The following is a 16,652-nucleotide window of genomic DNA, read 5'->3' on the forward strand; positions in this document are numbered from 1 at the left end:
CGGCCGCCGGCTCACCGGTGGCTCGGGACCGTCTTCCCGGCCGCCACGGCCGCGCCCGCGGCGGTGAGGGCCGCCCGCGCGGCGTCGTAGCCCACCGACCGCGGGACCTCGCTGAGCAGCACGGCGACCGTGGAGCCGAGGACCGCGACCGAGTGCAGGTGCCGCTGCCCGCCGACGCAGCACATCCACCCCTGCTTGACCCCCGGCTCCCCGGGCAGCGTGCCGAAGAGGCCGAACTGCTGGTCGAAGCCGTCGGCGGCCACGGGCGTCGCCTCCCGCATCCAGCCCAGCAGCGCCGCCGCGTCCTCCGGGTGCGCGATCACGGGCAGGCGGGCGAGGAACCGGGCCAGGTCCTGGGCCGTCGTGACCGCCTGGCCCCACTGCCCGGGGATCCGCGCCGGTGGCGGGCCGGTGCCGCCCAGCCCGTAGCGCTCGGCCACGTCGCGCACCATCTGCCCGCCGCCGTACCGAACCCACAGCGCCGAGGCCGCCGGGTCGTCGGAGCGGCGGATCATCTCGCGCAGCAGGTCGCGGTCGGTCGCGGGGAGCGCGATGGAGCCGGCGCGGGCGCGGGTGAGGATGTCCTCGGCCATGAAGAGCTTGACCATCGACGCGGTGGGGAATGCGCGGTCGGCCACCGGACTGTTCCCGGCGCCGTCGGCGAGCCAGCGCAGCGACCGCGCCTCGGCGGCACGGACGCTGCCCTCCGTGATGCGGCGCTGCTGGCGGTCCACCACGACCGCGAGCGTCCCGACCGCCCCGTACGCCTCCACGGCGTCGGCCACGAGCGCGGCGGGCGGTTCTCCGCCGGCCACGGCGCGCCCGGGCCGGAAGCCCTCCAGCGCGAGCAGGTGGACGACGGTGAGCACGGCCGTCACCAGCGGCAGGACCGCGGCAGCGGATCGGTGCCGGGCAACCGGATGGGACACGCCGCGATGCTTTCCCCGTCGGGGACGGGATTCACCGCAGCCGGCGCGCCACCGCCCCCCGCCGGAGTGGCCGTGCCGCTGCGCGACCGGACGGCTGCGCAGCGGCGGCCACCGCTACCGCTGCTCGTGGGTGGCGACCAGCGTGGCGCGGGCGAGGGTGTGCGAGAACAGGTTGAAGCCCAGCACCGCGGGGCTGGTGGTGCCGTCGACGTCCAGCCGGTCGGTGTCGACGGCGTGCACCACCACGAAGTAGCGGTGCGGGCCGTGGCCCGGCGGGGGAGCGGCACCGACGTAGCCGGGGAAGCCACCGTCGTTGCGGAGCTGGACCGCGCCCTCGGGCAGCTGCGGCGCGTCCTTGTCGCCGGCACCGGCCGGGAGCTCGGTCACCGAGGCCGGGATGTTGGCCACGGCCCAGTGCCAGAACCCGCTGGCGGTGGGCGCATCGGGGTCGAAGACGGTCACCGCGAAGCTGCGGGTCCCCTCCGGGAAGCCCGACCAGGCCAGCTGCGGCGAGCGGTCCTGGCCGCCCGCCCCCATGACGCCGCTGACCTGCGGCATCGGCATCGGCTGCCCGTCGGAGACGTCGCTGCTGGTCACGGTGAAGCCCGGCACCTGCGGCAGGAAGTCGTAGGGGTTGGGCGGGGTGGGCCGGTCGGCCATGGTGGTCCTCTCCCTCGATGTCGTGGCTGGTCGGGGCGCCGGGGCGTCCCCGTCGGACCCTAGGCAGCGCAGCCGCCCGGCGCCCGTCGGAACCCGGCGCCGGCGCGCTCCCGGGACGTGCGGGAGGCCCGGCGCCGGTAGCGTCGGAGCGTGTCCACCTCGCGATCGGTCGGCCTCCCCGACGGCGTCCGGGCCTGCCTGTTCGACCTCGACGGCGTCCTCACCCGGACCGCCACGGTGCACATGGCGGCCTGGAAGCGGACCTTCGACGCCTTCCTGCGGGCGCGCGACCCCGCGGCGCCGGAGTTCACGCAGCTCGACTACAACCGGTACGTCGACGGCAAGCCGCGCGCCGACGGGGTGCGCGACTTCCTGGCCAGCCGGGGCATCGTGCTGCCCGAGGGCGTGCACGGCGACCCGCCGTCCGCCGAGACGGTGCAGGGGGTGGCCGCCCGCAAGAACGACCTGGTCCAGCGCGAGCTCGAGGAGCACGGCGTGGAGGTGTACGAGGGCTCGGTGCGCTACCTGCGGGCCGTCAAGGAGGCCGGGCTGGCCACCGCGGTGGTGACCGCGTCGGCCAACGGGGAGCAGGTCATCGCCGCCGGCGGGTTCGCCGACCTGGTCGACGCCCGGGTCGACGGCGTCGTCGCCCGGGAGCGCGGGCTGGCCGGAAAGCCGGCGCCCGACACCTTCCTCGCCGGGGCGCACGCCCTCGGGGTGACGCCGCAGGAGGCCGTGGTGTTCGAGGACGCCCTGGCCGGGGTTGCCGCAGGCCGGGCGGGCGGCTTCGCGCACGTCGTCGGCGTCGACCGGGTCGGGCACGCCGAGGCCCTGCGCGAGGCCGGCGCCGACGTGGTCGTGGCCGACCTCGACGAGCTGCTGGACCGGACGTGACGGAGGGGCGGGCGATCTTCCCGGTCGAGCCCTGGTCGCTCACCGAGGTCGGGCTGGACCACGACAGCCTCGGGGTGCACGAGTCGGTCTTCGCGCTGGCCAACGGCCACCTGGGCATGCGCGGCTCGCTGGAGGAGGGCGAGCCGGTCGTCGTCCCGGGCACGTACCTCAACGGCTTCTTCGAGGAGCGGCCGCTGCCCTACGCCGAGGCCGGCTACGGGTTCCCCGAGCAGGGCCAGACCGTCGTCAACGTGACCGACGGCAAGCTGATCCGGCTGCTGGTGAAGGACTCGCCGCTGGACCTCAACTACGGCGAGATCATCGACCACCGGCGGACCCTGGACCTGCGGGCCGGCGTCCTCCGCCGGTCCACCGAGTGGCGCTCGCCCAGCGGCCGGACGGTGCGGGTGAGCAGCACCCGCCTGGTGTCGCTGGCCCGCCGGTCCATCGCCGCGATCGAGTACCAGGTGGAGGTCACCGACGACCTGGGCGACCTCTACGTCGCCCTGCAGTCCGACCTGCTGGCCAACGAGGACGGCGCGCCGGACGGCGACCGCGACCCGCGGGGCGCCGCCGCGCTGGCCCGGCCGCTGAACTGCGAGCTCGCCGCCGGCCGCGGCCGGCGGGCGGTGCTGGTGCACCGCACCAAGCGCAGCCGGCTGCGCCTGGCGGCCGGCATGGACCACCTCATCGACATCCCCGACACCGCCACCGAGGACATCGAGGCCGGTGGCGACCTGGCCCGGTACACGCTGGCGGCGCGCATCCCGCCCGGCGGGTCGCTGAAGCTGGTCAAGTTCCTCGCCTACGGCTGGTCCTCCCGCCGGTCCAGCCCGGCGCTGCGCGACCAGGTGGAGGCCGCGCTGGCGACGGCCAAGCTCGCCGGGTTCGAGCGGCTGCTGAGGGAGCAGCGCGAGCTCCTGGCCCAGCACTGGGACGAGGCCGACGTCGAGATCGAGGGCGACGACGAGCTCCAGCAGGCCGTCCGGGTCGGCATGTTCCACGTCCTGCAGGCCGGGCTGCGCGGCGAGCGGCAGGCGATCCCGGCCAAGGGGCTGACCGGCCCCGGCTACGACGGGCACACCTTCTGGGACACCGAGACCTACGTACTGCCGGTGCTCACCTACACCGCCCCGCACGCAGCCCGGGACGCGCTCATCTGGCGGCACACCACCCTCGGCCTGGCCCGGGAGCGGGCCCGGGTGCTCGGCCTGCACGGGGCCGCCTTCCCGTGGCGGACCATCCGCGGCGAGGAGACGTCGGGCTACTGGCCGGCCGGCACGGCGGCCTTCCACATCAACGCCGACATCGCCGACGCCGTCATCCGCTACTACGACGCCACCCTGGACGACGCCTTCGACCGCGACTACGGGGCCGAGCTGCTGATGGAGACCGCCCGCCTGTGGGCGTCGCTGGGGCACTTCGACGCCGAGCACGGCTTCCGGATCGACGGCGTCACCGGGCCCGACGAGTACACGGCCGTGGTGGACAACAACGTCTACACGAACCTCATGGCGCAGCGGAACCTGCGCGAAGCAGCCGCCGCGGTGGCCCGCCAGCCGTTGGTGGCCGGGCGGCTCGGGGTCACCGACGAGGAGGTGGAGGAGTGGCTGCGGGCCGCGTCGCTGATGGCGGTGCCCTACGACACCCGCCACGGCGTGCACATGCAGTCCGACGGCTTCACCCACCACGAGGACTGGGACTTCGCGGCCACGCCGCGCGAGCACTACCCGCTGCTGCTGCACTACCCCTACTTCGAGCTGTACCGGAAGCAGGTGGTCAAGCAGGCCGACCTGGTGATGGCCCTGCACCTGCGGGGTGACGCCTTCACGCTCGAGGAGAAGATCGCAGACTTCGCCTACTACGAGCAGCGCACCACCCGGGACTCCTCGCTCTCGGCGACCCAGCAGGGTGTCGTCGCGGCCGAGACCGGCCACCTCGAGCTCGCCCACCAGTACTGGGCCGAGGCGGCGCTGACCGACATCCAGAACCTGCACCACAACTCCGGCCACGGGCTGCACATCGCCTCGCTGGCCGGTGGGTGGACCGTCGCCGTCGCCGGTTTCGGGGGGATGCGGGACCACGGCGGGGAGCTGACCTTCGCGCCGCGGCTGCCCCAGCGGATCAGCCGGCTGCGCTTCCGCGTGGTCTACCGCGGCCGCAAGCTCACGGTCACCGTCGAGCGGGACCGGGCCACCTACCGGCTGGTGGACGGCGACCCGCTGGACATCCGGCACCACGGCCGCCAGGTGCGGATCGACCACGACGACGTGGTGCTGGAGCTGCCGCCACCGCCGGAGGTCGAGCCGGTGCACCAGCCGCCGGGGTGCGAGCCGCGGCGGCGCTCGCGCGGCTGACCGCTCCGTTCCTCGTCCCCCCGCCGGGCGCGGTGCGCGTGCGCTCCCGCGGTTGTCGCATTCGACCGTTATCCCCAACATTCGACCGGCTCAACCGGTGGTGCCGTCGAGCAACCATCGCGCGCCCAGGACGAGAGCAGCAACGTCGACGGCCAGGAAGACACCGACCCAGAACAGGGCGGGTAGCGGGGTGAGCCGGGCCAGCTGGTCGGCGTCGGAGTCGCGGGCGCCCTGCCGGCGGCGGGCCCGCTGCAGCTCAAGCACGGCGCGCGGCGCGGCCAGGAGCAGGAACCAGGTGGCGACGGCGGCGAAGACGACCTGCCCGGCGGGCGGCAGCCACCACGTCGCGGCGAAGACGACCGCACCGGTCGCCAGGACCGACCACAGCCCGTACCAGTTGCGGATCTGCACGAGCAGGAGCGCCAGGAGCAGCAGCAGCGCCCACAGCAGCCCGATGGCGTGCCCGGCGGCCAGCAAGGCCGCGGCGCCGAGGCCGAAGAGCGCCGGCCCGGTGTAGCCCGCGGCGCAGGTGAGCACCATGCCCGGCCCCGTCGGGCGACCGGCGGAGACGGTCAGCCCCGAGGTGTCCGAGTGCAGCCGGATGCCCGAGAGCCGGCGCCCGGCGGCCAGCGCCACGAGGCCGTGCGCGCCCTCGTGCGCGATCGTCACCACGTTGCGGGCCGGGCGCCAGAGCGTGGGGGAGAGGACGACCAACGCGGCGACGGCGGCCGTGCCGAGCAGCCACTCGACCGGGAGCTCCGGGGCCGTCGCCGTCACGCGGGCCCAGAAGCGGCCGAGGAGCTCCACGCCCGGCAGTCAACCGCACCAGCCCGGCAGCGGCGGGGGAGCGCCCGGGGTGTCGGGCGAGGCGGGGCTCACACCGCCGCGGGGGACCCTCAGGTCCCCGATCCGGGCGATCCTGGACGCATGACGACGAGCACCGCCCTCACCCGGGACGACCTCCCGGTGACGGTGTCCTTCACGCGGCGCGCCGACCCGGCGCACACGCGGGAGATGACGGCGTGGATCCGCGCCGGCCTCAGCATGGCGGAGGGCTTCCCGGGCTTCCTGGGCGGCGGCTGGGTCCGCGCCCGGCGCGACGCCGACGAGTGGCACATGCTGGTCCGGTTCGCCGACCAGCCGGCCCTGGCCGCGTGGGAGGCCTCCTCCGAACGGCAGTGGTGGCTGCGCTCGGCGCAGGGCCTGGCCGAGGTCACGCGCACCGAGCGGCGCACCGGCATCGAGGGCTGGTTCGACTCGCCCGTCGCCGAGGCCGTGGACCCGCCGCCGGCCGCCCCGGCACCGCCCCGCTGGAAGCAGGCGGTGACGATCTGGCTGGTGTTCTTCCCGGTCAACCTGCTCGCCACGGTGACGCTGGGGGCGGCGCTCGCCGACGTCCACGTGGTGCTGCGGGTGCTGGCCATCACGCTGGCGCTCACGCCGCTGATGACCTACCTGCTGCTGCCGTGGATGACCGCGCGCCTGCAGTGGTGGCTGCAGGGACGGCGCTGGCGCGACCGCTGAGCAGCCGCGCGTAATCGCATCGACGTCCCGACCGGCGCGCTGCCACCATCGCGGCGTGGACGTGCTCGCGATGCTGCCGGCGTTCCTGGTGGCCGTGCTGCTCATGGCGGCGACGCCCGGCCCGGCGATGGCGCTGATCCTCCGGCGGGCGGCGCTACGAGGTCTGCGCGGTGCGGTGCCGACGGTCCTCGGGCTGGAACTGGGGCTGTACCTCTGGGCGCTGGCGGCGGGCGCGGGCCTGGCCGCCCTGGTCGCGGCGTCCGAGGTCGCCTACCTGGTGCTGCGGGTCGCCGGTGCGGGGGTGCTGCTCTACCTCGGTCTGCGCGCCTGGCGGACGGCCTGGCGCGACGGGGGGACCCTGCCCGACCGGGGCCCGGAGCAGGAACGGCTGCTCCGCCGCGGGTGGTGGGCGGCGTTCGGGGAGGGCCTGCTGGTGCAGCTGGCCAACCCGAAGGCCGCCGTCTTCATGCTGGCGTTCTACCCGCAGTTCGTGCCCGCGGACGGCCCGGTGCTCGCCAACACCGCGGCGCTGGCGCTGCTGCAGGTCGTCGTCGAGACCGGGCTCTACCTGGCCCTGGCGGCCGCGGTGGCGCGCGCGGGCAGGTGGTTCCGACGGCCGCGGGTGCGGCGGCGGCTGGAGGCGGCCAGCGGCACCGTGCTGGTCGCGCTGGGGCTCCGGGTCGCCGTCTCCGGCCGTTGAGGCGTCAGCCGCCCGGCTTGACCGCCTTGCCCCGCTCCCGGTCCGCGTCGTCGGCCTCGTAGGCGCCGGGGACCGCCCGCGCTCCGCCGTCGTCGTCCGTGCCGGGGGTGAGCGGCCGGTCGGTGAGGTCTGCGGGACCGGGGGAGGGCGTGCCGCCCGGTTCGCGGTGCTCGTCGGTGTCGGGACGGGCCTCGGTCACGGGATCCTCCAACGGCTGGGCGGCACGGTCCGCGGACGCCTACCCCGTGCCCGGCACGCGGAACCCGCGGGGGCGGTCAGGAATGGAAGATGACTCGCCGCGCCGGCGCGGCGAGCCGTGTCCTGGGCTCGCACGAGGTCGGCGTCGGGCACCGGGAGCGCGACCTCGCGCTCGCGGTCGCTCAGCCGGTGCAGTTGACGGCGTTCCCGTCGCGGTCGGTGACGTGGCCGACCCGCTGCCCCCAGGGGTATGTCGTTTCACCCCGTGCGGGGCCGCGCCGCCGAGCCGGGGAGGCGCGGCAGGACCGCGCCGACGTCGGGCACCTCGATGCCCAGCAGCACCCGGCCCGGTGCGCCGGCCGCGCTCGCGGCGTCGGCGGCGAGCCCGGACTCGGAGTCCCCGACCACCGTGGTTGCCGCAGCAACTGAGCGGTCAGGCCTCGCGGGTGAACAGCCAGCGGGCGAAGGCTGCCTCCTCGTGGAGTTCCGTGCGCCACAGGACCGACAGCCGGAACGTCCCGGGGGCGACGACGAGCAGCGGGCTCGCGTCGGTGGCGGCGCCGCGCTCCAGCGCCGCCGAGTGCGGCGTGGGGCCGGGCGACTCGGGCAGCAGGAAGGCGCCGTCCTCGCCGGTGCCGTCCAGCGCGGCGCTGATGAAGGCGAGCCGGCCGCTGGGCACGGCGACGACGTCACCGACCTGGTCGCCGGTGGCGGGGAACGCGAGCGCGGTGTCCAGCGCCGTCCGGTAGTCCTCGGCGACGGCCTGGACGACGGCGACGCTGCCGTCGTCGGCGCGGAAGACCTCGAGCCAGCCCTCGTCGCCGACCTCGGGGTCGGTCAGCACCAGCGCGGCGCTCCCGCCGTCCAGGGGGATGCCGGTGAGCTGGTACCCAAGCTGCGGTACCAGAGCCTCGTACGCCTGCTCGCTCATGCCCCGCCAGGCCGGCAGGAGCTCACCGTCCAGGGCGAGGAAGGGTTCGCCGTTGGTCCAGCAGCGGCCGACGTGGGTCCAGGAGCGGGGCATGTCCCGATCATCACCCCGGGCGGTGGCACACGCCCGGGGCAGCCGGCCGGTCGGGCGTGCCACATCGGCGGTAGCGCTGGCCGGTGACGCGCACGGTCGCGGCGGTGACCGCAGCGCACGGCACCCAGATCCACCAGGCCCTGGTGGCCGCCCGCCGGATTGACATAACGTCGATTATCGGCGCGACGGACAGAGGGTCGGAAGGGGTCGCGAACTCCTCGGACAGCCATCCCGAGATCGCCGGCGCACTCGCGCTCGGCGGGCAATCCGCGCCCGGCTCGCACGTGGGCGCGCGCAGGGTCGCCCGACTGGGTGGCCGCGGTTCGGGCCGGCAGGCGCCGGCGACCGGTTGTCCGCCCACGGGCGGCTCGGTCGGGTCCGCGGACGGCGAGCCGGCCGCGCCATCCCTCGCCGACTCCCCCATGAGTTGATCTTGTTGTGCCGCGGCTGCGCCGGAGTGGCGACGCGCTCGCCGGCCGCGCACCGGGTGCCGGACAACCTCCCGGTCGACACTCCCTCCCATCCGCCGACACCTCCCGTATTGCGTCACTGTGACGTAAAGGCGCTGGTGTCTGCCGTTCGACGGGCGTCCAGCGGGCTGCGTTCGTAGGCTCGACCCATGAGAACCCGACGACCGTTCGCCGCTCTGCTGACCTCGCTGGCGCTCCTCGGTGGAGGTGCCTCGATGACCGCCTGCGGTGACCCGGCCGGGTTGGACCGCAACGATGGAACGCCCGAGGAGGTCGTCGACACGGTGAGCCCGGAGGATGCCGAGCGGGAGAACCTGCCGGACGTCAGCAACCCGGAGATCGAGCAGAACACCGACGACGACACCCAGGACCCGGACTAGACCGGCCGGTCAGCTGGAGCGTTCGGTGACCCAGAGCCGGTCGAGCCGCCCCGTCGAGCGGACGAGATCGGCCAGCGAGCGCTCCAGCTCCGCCTTGGTCGGCCGTTCCCGCAGCATGGTCTCCACGTCCTCGAGAGCGCAACGCAGCTGGTAGAGCCGGTCCTGCAGGCCGTCGAGCTCGGCCCGCGACACCAGCACCACGTCACCGGGCAGCCCGGCCTTCGCCGTCGCGGAGCGCTGCTCGTAGGCGCGCTGGCGGCAGGCCTGGCCGCAGTACAGCCTCGGGCGGCCGACCGAGCCCTGCTGAGGGAGGACCTTGCGGCACCAGCCGCACCGGCGCTCCTCACCGCTCCCCCGGCTGGGGAGCGGCGCGACGGGGAGGGACGCCGTGCTGCCGGACGCGTGCTGCTGTGCCACGCAGGGCACGGTAGACGCCGCCGCCGACAGTCCTGGATGACACGCCAGGACACCGGGGGAACGCAGGCGGCGACGGCGTCGGCCCGGCGTGGAGCGGCAGCGGTGGGGCCCCGCACGGTGCCCGGACGCGGCCACTAGCGTGGAGGCGTGCCCGCCGCGCGCTTCCCGTTCCTGGACGCGCCGACCCCGTTGGCCATGGCCCACCGCGGCGGGGCGATCGAGCACCTGGAGAACAGCATGCCGGCCTTCGAGGCCTGCGTGGAGCTCGGCTACCGCTTCATCGAGACCGACGTCCAGGTGACGGCCGACGGCGTCCTCGTCGCCTTCCACGACCCCACCCTGGAACGGGTCACCGGCCAGAGCGGCCGGCTCGACAGCCTCACCTGGGCCCAGGTCTCCGAGGCACGGATCGGCGGCCGCGAGCCCATCGTCCGCCTGGAGGACCTGTTCGGGGCCTGGCCCGACGTCCGCTTCAACCTCGACATCAAGGCCGCGGGGGTGCTCGCCCCGCTGGTGCGGCTCGTGCGGCGGATGCAGGTCCTGGACCGGATCTGCCTCGGATCGTTCTCCGACGCCCGCATCGCCGCCGCCCGGCGGTTGTTCGGCCCGGCCGTCTGCACCTCGCTGGGCCCTCGCGGGGTCGCGGCGCTGCGGCTGTCGTCCTACTCGCCCCGCGCCGCCGGGCTGGTGCGCATCTCGGCCGGCTGCGCCCAGGTGCCCCTGCAGCTGGGCGGGCGCGCGCTGGTCGACGAGCGGTTCCTGGCGGCGGCGCACGCGCGCGGCCTCCAGGTCCACGTGTGGACCGTCGACGACCCGGCCGAGGCCGAGGCGATGCTCGACCTCGGTGTGGACGGCATCATGACCGACCGGCCGGCGATGCTGCGCGGCGTGCTGGAGAAGCGCGGCCAGTGGGATCCCCCGGCGTGAGGCGGCGCTCGGACCCCGCGCCCGGCTCCGCGGGGTGGTGCACCGGCCGGGACCGGAGGCGCCGCCCCGCGCGACGTCCCGCGACCGCCCGGGGCCGGTGCTGGACCACGGGCCGGGCGACTGGCAGCCTGCCGCGGTGACCACCGCCGTCCCCGCCGCCCCGGTGCCGCCGGCCGACCGGGCGCTCTCCCGCGAGCGCTTCGGCTGGTACTCCTACGACTGGGCGATGTCGGTCTTCAACACCTCGGTGACGACCGTCTTCCTCGGCCCCTACCTCACCGCCATCGCGCGCGACGCCGCCGGTCCCGACGAGCGGTTGTCCTTCCTGGGGCTCTCCGTCGCGGCCGGGAGCTGGTTCTCCTACGTCCTGTCCGCGTCGGTGGTGCTGCAGGTGCTGGTGCTCCCGCTCACCGGCGCGGTGGCCGACCGCACCGGTCGCAAACGGGAGATGCTCGCCGGTTTCGCGCTGCTCGGGGCGCTGGCCACGACCGGCCTGTACTTCGCCGGCGACGGCCGGTGGCTCATGGCCGCGCTGCTGTTCGTCCTGGCCAACATCAGCTTCGGCGCGGCCACCGTCGTCTACTACTCGTGGCTGCCCGACCTCGCCGGGCCCGACGAGCGGGACCTGGTCTCCAGCCGGGGCTGGGCCTTCGGCTACGTGGGCGGCGCCCTGCTGCTCGCCGTCCACCTGGCGCTGGTCGTGGCAGCCGAGGACCTGGGCCTGACCACCGGCGAGGCGGTGCGCATCGCCCTGGCCACCTCCGGGCTGTGGTGGGGCGCGTTCGCGCTGTTCTCGGTGTCCCGGCTGCGCAACCGCCCGGTCGCCGCCTCCGCGGTTCGGTCGGGCAGCAGCTTCCGGCAGCTGGCCACCACGTTCCGCGAGATGCGCGCCTTCCCGCTCACGCTGTGGTTCCTCGGCGCCTACCTGCTCTTCAACGACGGCGTGCAGACGGTCATCTCGCTGTCGGCCACCTACGCCACCGAGGAGCTCGACCTCGCGCAGGACGTGCTCACCGGCGCGATCCTCATGGTGCAGGTCGTCGCGATCTTCGGCGCGCTGGGGCTGGGCCGGCTGGCGGGCCGCTACGGGGCCAAGCGGGTCGTCCTGGGTGCGCTGGTGGCCTGGATCGGCGTGCTGGTGGCCGCCTTCTTCCTGGAGACCGGCGCGGTCGCGCAGTTCTACGCGCTGGCCGCCGTCATCGGCCTGGTCCAGGGCGGCACCCAGGCGCTCTCCCGCTCCCTGTTCAGCCAGCTCATCCCGGCGGGCAAGGAGGCCGAGTACTACGGCTTCTACGAGATCAGCGACCGCGGCACGAGCTGGCTGGGCCCGCTCGCCTTCGGGCTCACCTACCAGCTCACCGGGTCCTACCGCCTGGCGATCGTCAGCCTGGTGATCTTCTTCGTGGGCGGCTTCGTCGCCCTTGCCGCGCTGCCGATGCGCCGGGCGGTCGTCGCCGCCGGCAACACCCCGCCGGAGAAGCTGTGACCGCCACCCCCTCCGGCACCGCTCCCCTGCTCCCCAGCTCGGTCCCCGCCTCCGGTGACCGGCGGCGGCACCCGGCCCCGGCCCACCTGCGGTTCTTCCACGGGCCCATGGACTGCGGGAAGTCGACCCTTGCGCTGCAGGTCGACCACAACCACAGCCGGCAGGGCCGGCACGGCCTGCTGGTCACCCAGGGCGACCGCTCCGCCGCGCCGCGGATCACCTCCCGGGTCGGCCTCTGCCGGGAGGCGATCGAGATCGACGCGGCCACCGATCTCCGGCTCCTGGTGCGCGACCGCTGGGCCGACGGCCACCGCGTCGACTACCTCATCGTCGACGAGGCCCAGTTCCTCTCCCCCGCCCAGGTCGACCAGCTCGCCGAGCTCGTGGACGAGTCGCACGTGGACGTCTACGCCTTCGGGCTGACCACCGACTTCCGCACCCGGCTGTTCCCGGGAACCCAGCGGCTGCTGGAGCTCGCCGACGACGTGCAGCGCATCCAGGTGGAGGTGCTCTGCTGGTGCGGCCTGCCGGGGCAGCTCAACGCCCGCGTCGTCGACGGTGTCATGGTGCGCTCGGGCGAGACCGTCGTCGTCGCCGACACCGCCCCGGCCGAGCTCCCCGGCGCGGGCGCCGGGGCACCCGCCGTCCGCTACCAGGTGCTCTGCCGGCGGCACTACGTACGCGGCGAGCTGGGCCCCACCGCGGCCGGTCCGGGGCAGCTGGCCCTCCCCTGAGCGGCGGTTCCTCACCCGTGCGGGGGGCGCCGGGGGCGGGGATCCCACCCCATGCGATGATGAGCAGCCGATTCGGCGGAATCTTCCCGCCATTTCCGTCGTTCATCTCTCTGACTCCCCGGTCGCCTGGGTACTTCCCTGGCCTCCGGACGTCGAGTCCCGACCGACACAAGCACGAGAGGACGGTGTGCCATGGGTGAGCGTTCCCTGCGCGGCAGCCGACTGGGCAGCGTCAGCTACGAGACCGAGCGGAACACCGCGCCCATCGAGCGGCAGTACGCCGAGTACCGGTGCCCCTCGGGCCACCTGTTCACGGTGCCCTTCGCCGACGACGCGGAGCTCCCCGACACCTGGGAGTGCAAGTTCGACGGCTCGGCCGCGAAGCTGGTCGGCGGGAGCGAGCCGGCGCCCAAGAAGGTGAAGCCCCCGCGCACGCACTGGGACATGCTCCTCGAGCGGCGCAGCGTGGAGGACCTCGAGGAGGTCCTGGCCGAGCGCCTCGAGGTGCTCCGCGGTCGGCGGACCCGCGCCAGCTGACGACGGACCCGCCTCGCGGGGCGGGCAGCGCACCGTCTTCCGGAACGGCCCCGGTGGAGAGATCCACCGGGGCCGTTCCGCGTCCGGGCACCTGCCCCGGGCACCGCGGCCGTCGCTCAGGGACGCTGCTCGGGGTCCCGGAGCACCTCGCCCTCGATGACGAGCGGCTCCTGCGGCCGGGAGGTGCCGGTGGTGTCCACCGGCGCGGCGCGGGTGCTGCCCACGCGGACGGGCCCGCGCAGGTGCTCGGGCAGCCGGGCGAGCACGACCCGCCTGAGCAGCCCGCGCACCAGGCCCCTCGTCCCCGGCAGCAGGCACAGCAACCCGACCAGGTCGCCGAGGAAGCCCGGCAGCACCATGAGCAGCCCGCCGACGGCGATCAGCCCGGCGTCGCCGAGCTCGCGGCCCGCGGCCTCGCGCGAGCGCGCCCGCTGCCGCAGGTCGGCCAGCGTCCGCCGGCCCTGGCTGGCCAGCAGCACCCAGCCGAGCGCACTGGTGACCAGGGTGGCGACGATCGTCCACCCCAGGCCGATCCAGGCGGCGACCAGGACGAAGACCACCAGCTCCGCCAGCGCGGTCAGGCCCACCACCGTGCGCAGCCTCCGACGCACCACGTCAGCCACGCCGCCTCCTCCCTCTCGACGTCCCTCGCCGCTCCCCCGCCGGCCGGCGCCGACGGGGGCGCTACCGACCGGCCGGGTCGGCCGTACCGGTCACCGGCGGGGGCACGCGTCCCGGCAGCCACCCGGCCAGCCGGTCCTGAACGCCCCACGCGGTCACGCGGGCCCATGCCTCCCCAACGATCGAGCCGCTCATCTTGCTCCGGCCGAACGCGCGTTCGGTGAAGGTGATCGGCACCTCGGTGACGCGGGCCCCCGACCGCAGCGCGCGCCAGGCCCAGTCGACCTGGAAGCAGTAGCCCTCGCTGGCCACCTCGTCGAACGGCAGCCGGTCGATCAGCTCGGCTCGGGCGGCCCGGAAGCCGCCGGTGGCGTCGCGCAGCGGCAGGCGCAGCGCCCAGCGGGTGTAGCGGTTGCCGATCCGTGACAGCAGCAGCCGGTGCGCCGGCCAGTCCTCGACCCGGCCGCCGGGGACGTAGCGGGACCCGAGCACCAGGTCGGCATCGGCCAGGGCGGCGAGCAGGTCGGGCAGCTGCTCGGGTGCGTGCGAGCCGTCGGCGTCCATCTCGACCAGCACGTCGTAGCCCTGCTGGCGGGCCCAGCGGAAGCCGGCCACGTACGCGCGCCCGAGCCCGGCCTTCGCGGCCCGGTGCAGCACGTGGACGCGGTGGTCGGCGACGGCCCGCGCGTCGGCGATCGCGCCGGTGCCGTCGGGCGAGCCGTCGTCGACCACCAGGGCGTGGGCCTCGGGCACGCTGGCGTGCAGGCGGTCCAGGACCCGCGCCAGGTTCTCGGCCTCGTTGTAGGTGGGGATGACCACCAGGACGCGTCCGGTCACGCCCGGGCCGCCCGGCGGCGCCGCAGGACCGCCAGCAGCACCGCGCCCAGGCCGAGGGCCGTCAGCAGCGCCTCCGGCAGCACGCCGAGGCGCTGGGCGACGGTGCGGTCGTCGCGCTGGGCGATCTCCTCGACGAAGACCGCCGGCTCGAACAGCTCCGAGGAGCGGACCACGGTGCCGTCCGGGGCCACGACGGCCGAGATCCCGCTGGTCGCCGCCACGGCGACGCTGCGCCCGAACTCGACCGCGCGCACCCGGCTCATGGCCAGCTGCTGCTCGCTCTCGTCGGTGTAGCCGAAGGTCGCGTTGTTGGTCTGGACGACGAGCATGCCCGCACCGCCGTCCACGACGTCGCGCACGAGACCGTCGTAGACCACCTCGAAGCAGATCAGGTCACCCAGCCGGATGCCGGCCACGTCGAGCACGCCGACCTCGTCACCCGCGGCGAAGTCGCGGCGCACGAGGTCGACCTTCTCGCTGAACAGCCGGAAGAAATCGCGGTAGGGGACGTACTCGGCGAAGGGCACCGGGTGCCGCTTGACGTAGGTGTCGCCGGGCCCCTCCTCCGGTGACCAGACGATCGCGGTGTTGCTGATGAACTCGCCCGGCCCGCCGACGACCGCGCCGACGAGCACCGGCGCACCGACGGCGTCGGCCGCCCGTTGGATCCGCGCCGCGGCGTCGGCGTTGCGGTAGGGGTCGATGTCGGAGCTGTTCTCCGGCCACAGGACGACGTCGGGGCGGGGCTGCCGGCCCGCCGCCACCTCGTCGGCGAGCCGCAGCGTCTGCTGCACGTGGTTGTCCAGCACCGCGCGGCGCTGCGCGTTGAAGTCCAGCCCGGCGCGCGGCACGTCGCCCTGGATGACCGCGACCGTGGTGGTGGGCCCGCCGGCGGTGAGCGACTCCCCGGGCAGCGGCAGCCAGGCGAGCGTGCCGACGAGCGGCAGCGCCAGCACCCCGGCCAGCGCGGCGGCGGCCCCGCGCAGCCCCGGGGCACCGGTGCCGGCGCGGCGCGCTGCGACGCCGGCCAGCAGCGCGGCGGCCAGCAGGGTGCCGGTGAGGGCGACGGCGAAGCCGGCGAGGGGGACGCCACCGTAGGCGGCGAACGCGAGGAACGGGCCGTCGGTCTGGGAGAAGCCCAGCCGCCCCCACGGGAAGCCTCCGAAGGGGAACCGCCCGCGGGCGGCCTCGACGGCCACCCAGAGCGCCGCCGCCCACAGCGGCCAGGCGGGCAGCCGGGAGGTGAGCGCGGTCAGCCCGCCCAGGACGGCGAGGTACAGCGACTGGCTGACGGCGAGCGCCAGCCACGGGACCGCGCCGACGTAGATGCCCGTCCACGACAGCAGCGGCACGAAGAACGTGAGGCCGGTGACCAGACCGAGCCAGAGGCCGGCGCGCACGCCGCCCCCGTGGACGGCGACGGCCAGGGCGGCCGGGCCGAGGACCGCCAGGGCGATGAGGTCGTGGCCGGGGAAGGCGAGGAACATGGCCAGCCCGCCGGCGGCGGCCAGCAGGGTCCGCCACGGTGCGCGGGACCAGCGGGTGCCGGGCGCGGTCGACGGCGACGCCACCGGATCGGCACCGCCGGGGCCGGTCGTCCGCGGGAGCGTCCCGGTCCCCGGTCCGCCTACGCCTGCGGGCACCCAGCGCCTCCCCGGTGCAGCCGCCCTGTGCGGACGGGACGTCCCCGCGCCGTTCGGGCGGGGTCCGGACCGCGGTGTCCACGCGGTCCCGACCCAGCATCCCATCCCGGCGCCGCCGGCGGACGCGGCTGCCGCCGCACCACCCGTCGAGGCAGCCGGACCCCTGTCCCGGACGCACCGGCGGTCGCTCCCCGCGGACGGCGCGCCTTCGGGCCGGCCGGCCGGTCGCTGGGTGCGATCGGCGCGACCGTTGTCTGATGGCGCGGGTCCACGCGGGCTCCGCCGGGGTTCCCGCACGCGGTTCCCGGCCCGCC

General features: G+C 75.3%; 20 protein-coding genes. 10 read left to right on the forward strand and 10 right to left on the reverse strand.

From position 1 onward, the window contains the following. Positions 1-11: 11 nt before the first annotated feature. Both E9549_RS07555 and E9549_RS07560 read right to left on the reverse strand, forming a co-directional pair. Entirely contained in the window at positions 12-929 is a 918-nt protein-coding gene (locus E9549_RS07555) for a serine hydrolase (protein ID WP_236825918.1), read from the reverse strand. 114 nt (positions 930-1,043) lie between these two features. Further along, positions 1,044-1,589 (reverse strand): YbhB/YbcL family Raf kinase inhibitor-like protein, encoded by a 546-nt coding sequence (locus tag E9549_RS07560; protein WP_236825919.1) that lies wholly within the window; start codon positions 1,587-1,589, stop codon positions 1,044-1,046. 150 nt (positions 1,590-1,739) lie between these two features. On the opposite strand from E9549_RS07560, the gene E9549_RS07565 reads away from it, so the two are divergent. Beyond that, complete coding sequence (locus E9549_RS07565) at positions 1,740-2,483, forward strand: beta-phosphoglucomutase family hydrolase (RefSeq protein ID WP_236825920.1); 744 nt, start codon at positions 1,740-1,742, stop codon at positions 2,481-2,483. Further along, positions 2,480-4,840, forward strand: a complete 2,361-nt coding sequence (locus E9549_RS07570) for a glycoside hydrolase family 65 protein (protein ID WP_236825921.1) — start codon at positions 2,480-2,482, stop codon at positions 4,838-4,840. Before E9549_RS07565 ends, E9549_RS07570 begins: the two co-directional genes overlap by 4 nt. 90 nt (positions 4,841-4,930) lie before the next feature. On the opposite strand, the gene E9549_RS07575 is transcribed toward E9549_RS07570, so the two are convergent. After that, positions 4,931-5,647, reverse strand: coding sequence for a M50 family metallopeptidase (locus E9549_RS07575; RefSeq protein WP_236825922.1), 717 nt, complete (start codon positions 5,645-5,647; stop codon positions 4,931-4,933). A 120-nt stretch (positions 5,648-5,767) separates the two neighbouring features. On the opposite strand from E9549_RS07575, the gene E9549_RS07580 reads away from it, so the two are divergent. Together E9549_RS07580 and E9549_RS07585 are read left to right on the forward strand one after the other, a co-directional pair. Beyond that, positions 5,768-6,364 (forward strand): antibiotic biosynthesis monooxygenase, encoded by a 597-nt coding sequence (locus E9549_RS07580; RefSeq protein ID WP_236825923.1) that lies wholly within the window; start codon positions 5,768-5,770, stop codon positions 6,362-6,364. A 55-nt stretch (positions 6,365-6,419) separates the two neighbouring features. Then, positions 6,420-7,064 (forward strand): LysE family translocator, encoded by a 645-nt coding sequence (locus tag E9549_RS07585; RefSeq protein ID WP_236825924.1) that lies wholly within the window; start codon positions 6,420-6,422, stop codon positions 7,062-7,064. 4 nt (positions 7,065-7,068) lie between these two features. On the opposite strand, the gene E9549_RS07590 is transcribed toward E9549_RS07585, so the two are convergent. The 3 genes from E9549_RS07590 to E9549_RS07600 form a co-directional block, all read right to left on the reverse strand. Further along, a complete protein-coding gene (locus E9549_RS07590) occupies positions 7,069-7,263 on the reverse strand; it encodes a hypothetical protein (protein WP_236825925.1) in 195 nt (64 codons plus the stop codon). Positions 7,264-7,520: 257 nt separating this feature from the next. Then, positions 7,521-7,670 (reverse strand): hypothetical protein, encoded by a 150-nt coding sequence (locus E9549_RS07595; RefSeq protein ID WP_236825926.1) that lies wholly within the window; start codon positions 7,668-7,670, stop codon positions 7,521-7,523. Between the two features lie 25 nt (positions 7,671-7,695). Beyond that, positions 7,696-8,286: a hypothetical protein gene (locus E9549_RS07600; RefSeq protein WP_236825927.1), complete on the reverse strand. Its 591-nt coding sequence runs from the start codon at positions 8,284-8,286 to the stop codon at positions 7,696-7,698. A gap of 83 nt (positions 8,287-8,369) precedes the next feature. On the opposite strand from E9549_RS07600, the gene E9549_RS07605 reads away from it, so the two are divergent. After that, positions 8,370-8,717, forward strand: coding sequence for a hypothetical protein (locus E9549_RS07605; RefSeq protein WP_236825928.1), 348 nt, complete (start codon positions 8,370-8,372; stop codon positions 8,715-8,717). 188 nt (positions 8,718-8,905) lie between these two features. After that, the gene (locus E9549_RS07610; protein WP_236825929.1) at positions 8,906-9,136 is read left to right on the forward strand and encodes a hypothetical protein; all 231 of its coding nucleotides are present in this window, start codon (positions 8,906-8,908) and stop codon (positions 9,134-9,136) included. A 9-nt stretch (positions 9,137-9,145) separates the two neighbouring features. Here the strand turns inward: E9549_RS07610 and E9549_RS07615 are convergent, their stop codons facing one another. Beyond that, complete coding sequence (locus E9549_RS07615; RefSeq protein WP_236825930.1) at positions 9,146-9,553, reverse strand: hypothetical protein; 408 nt, start codon at positions 9,551-9,553, stop codon at positions 9,146-9,148. Positions 9,554-9,700: 147 nt separating this feature from the next. Here E9549_RS07615 and E9549_RS07620 point away from each other — a divergent pair, with 147 nt between their 5' ends. From E9549_RS07620 to E9549_RS07635, 4 genes are all read left to right on the forward strand, one after another. Next, positions 9,701-10,480: a glycerophosphodiester phosphodiesterase gene (locus E9549_RS07620; protein WP_236825931.1), complete on the forward strand. Its 780-nt coding sequence runs from the start codon at positions 9,701-9,703 to the stop codon at positions 10,478-10,480. A gap of 136 nt (positions 10,481-10,616) precedes the next feature. After that, positions 10,617-11,966, forward strand: coding sequence for an MFS transporter (locus E9549_RS07625; RefSeq protein WP_236825932.1), 1,350 nt, complete (start codon positions 10,617-10,619; stop codon positions 11,964-11,966). Then, positions 11,963-12,700, forward strand: a complete 738-nt coding sequence (locus E9549_RS07630; protein WP_236825933.1) for a thymidine kinase — start codon at positions 11,963-11,965, stop codon at positions 12,698-12,700. Before E9549_RS07625 ends, E9549_RS07630 begins: the two co-directional genes overlap by 4 nt. Before the next feature lie 192 nt (positions 12,701-12,892). Beyond that, entirely contained in the window at positions 12,893-13,237 is a 345-nt protein-coding gene (locus E9549_RS07635; protein WP_091932539.1) for an RNA polymerase-binding protein RbpA, read from the forward strand. Positions 13,238-13,353: 116 nt separating this feature from the next. Here the strand turns inward: E9549_RS07635 and E9549_RS07640 are convergent, their stop codons facing one another. From E9549_RS07640 to lnt, 3 genes are all read right to left on the reverse strand, one after another. Then, on the reverse strand, positions 13,354-13,860 hold the full coding sequence (locus E9549_RS07640; RefSeq protein ID WP_236825934.1) for an FxsA family protein: 507 nt from the start codon (positions 13,858-13,860) through the stop codon (positions 13,354-13,356). Positions 13,861-13,921: 61 nt separating this feature from the next. Further along, a complete protein-coding gene (locus E9549_RS07645; protein ID WP_236825935.1) occupies positions 13,922-14,695 on the reverse strand; it encodes a polyprenol monophosphomannose synthase in 774 nt (257 codons plus the stop codon). Then, on the reverse strand, positions 14,692-16,266 hold the full coding sequence (gene lnt / locus E9549_RS07650; protein WP_236825936.1) for an apolipoprotein N-acyltransferase: 1,575 nt from the start codon (positions 16,264-16,266) through the stop codon (positions 14,692-14,694). Before lnt ends, E9549_RS07645 begins: the two co-directional genes overlap by 4 nt. Between the last annotated feature and the right edge of the window lie 386 nt (positions 16,267-16,652).

The organism is Blastococcus sp. MG754426 (genome assembly GCF_021699055.1).
Classification (GTDB): Bacteria; Actinomycetota; Actinomycetes; order Mycobacteriales; family Geodermatophilaceae; genus Blastococcus.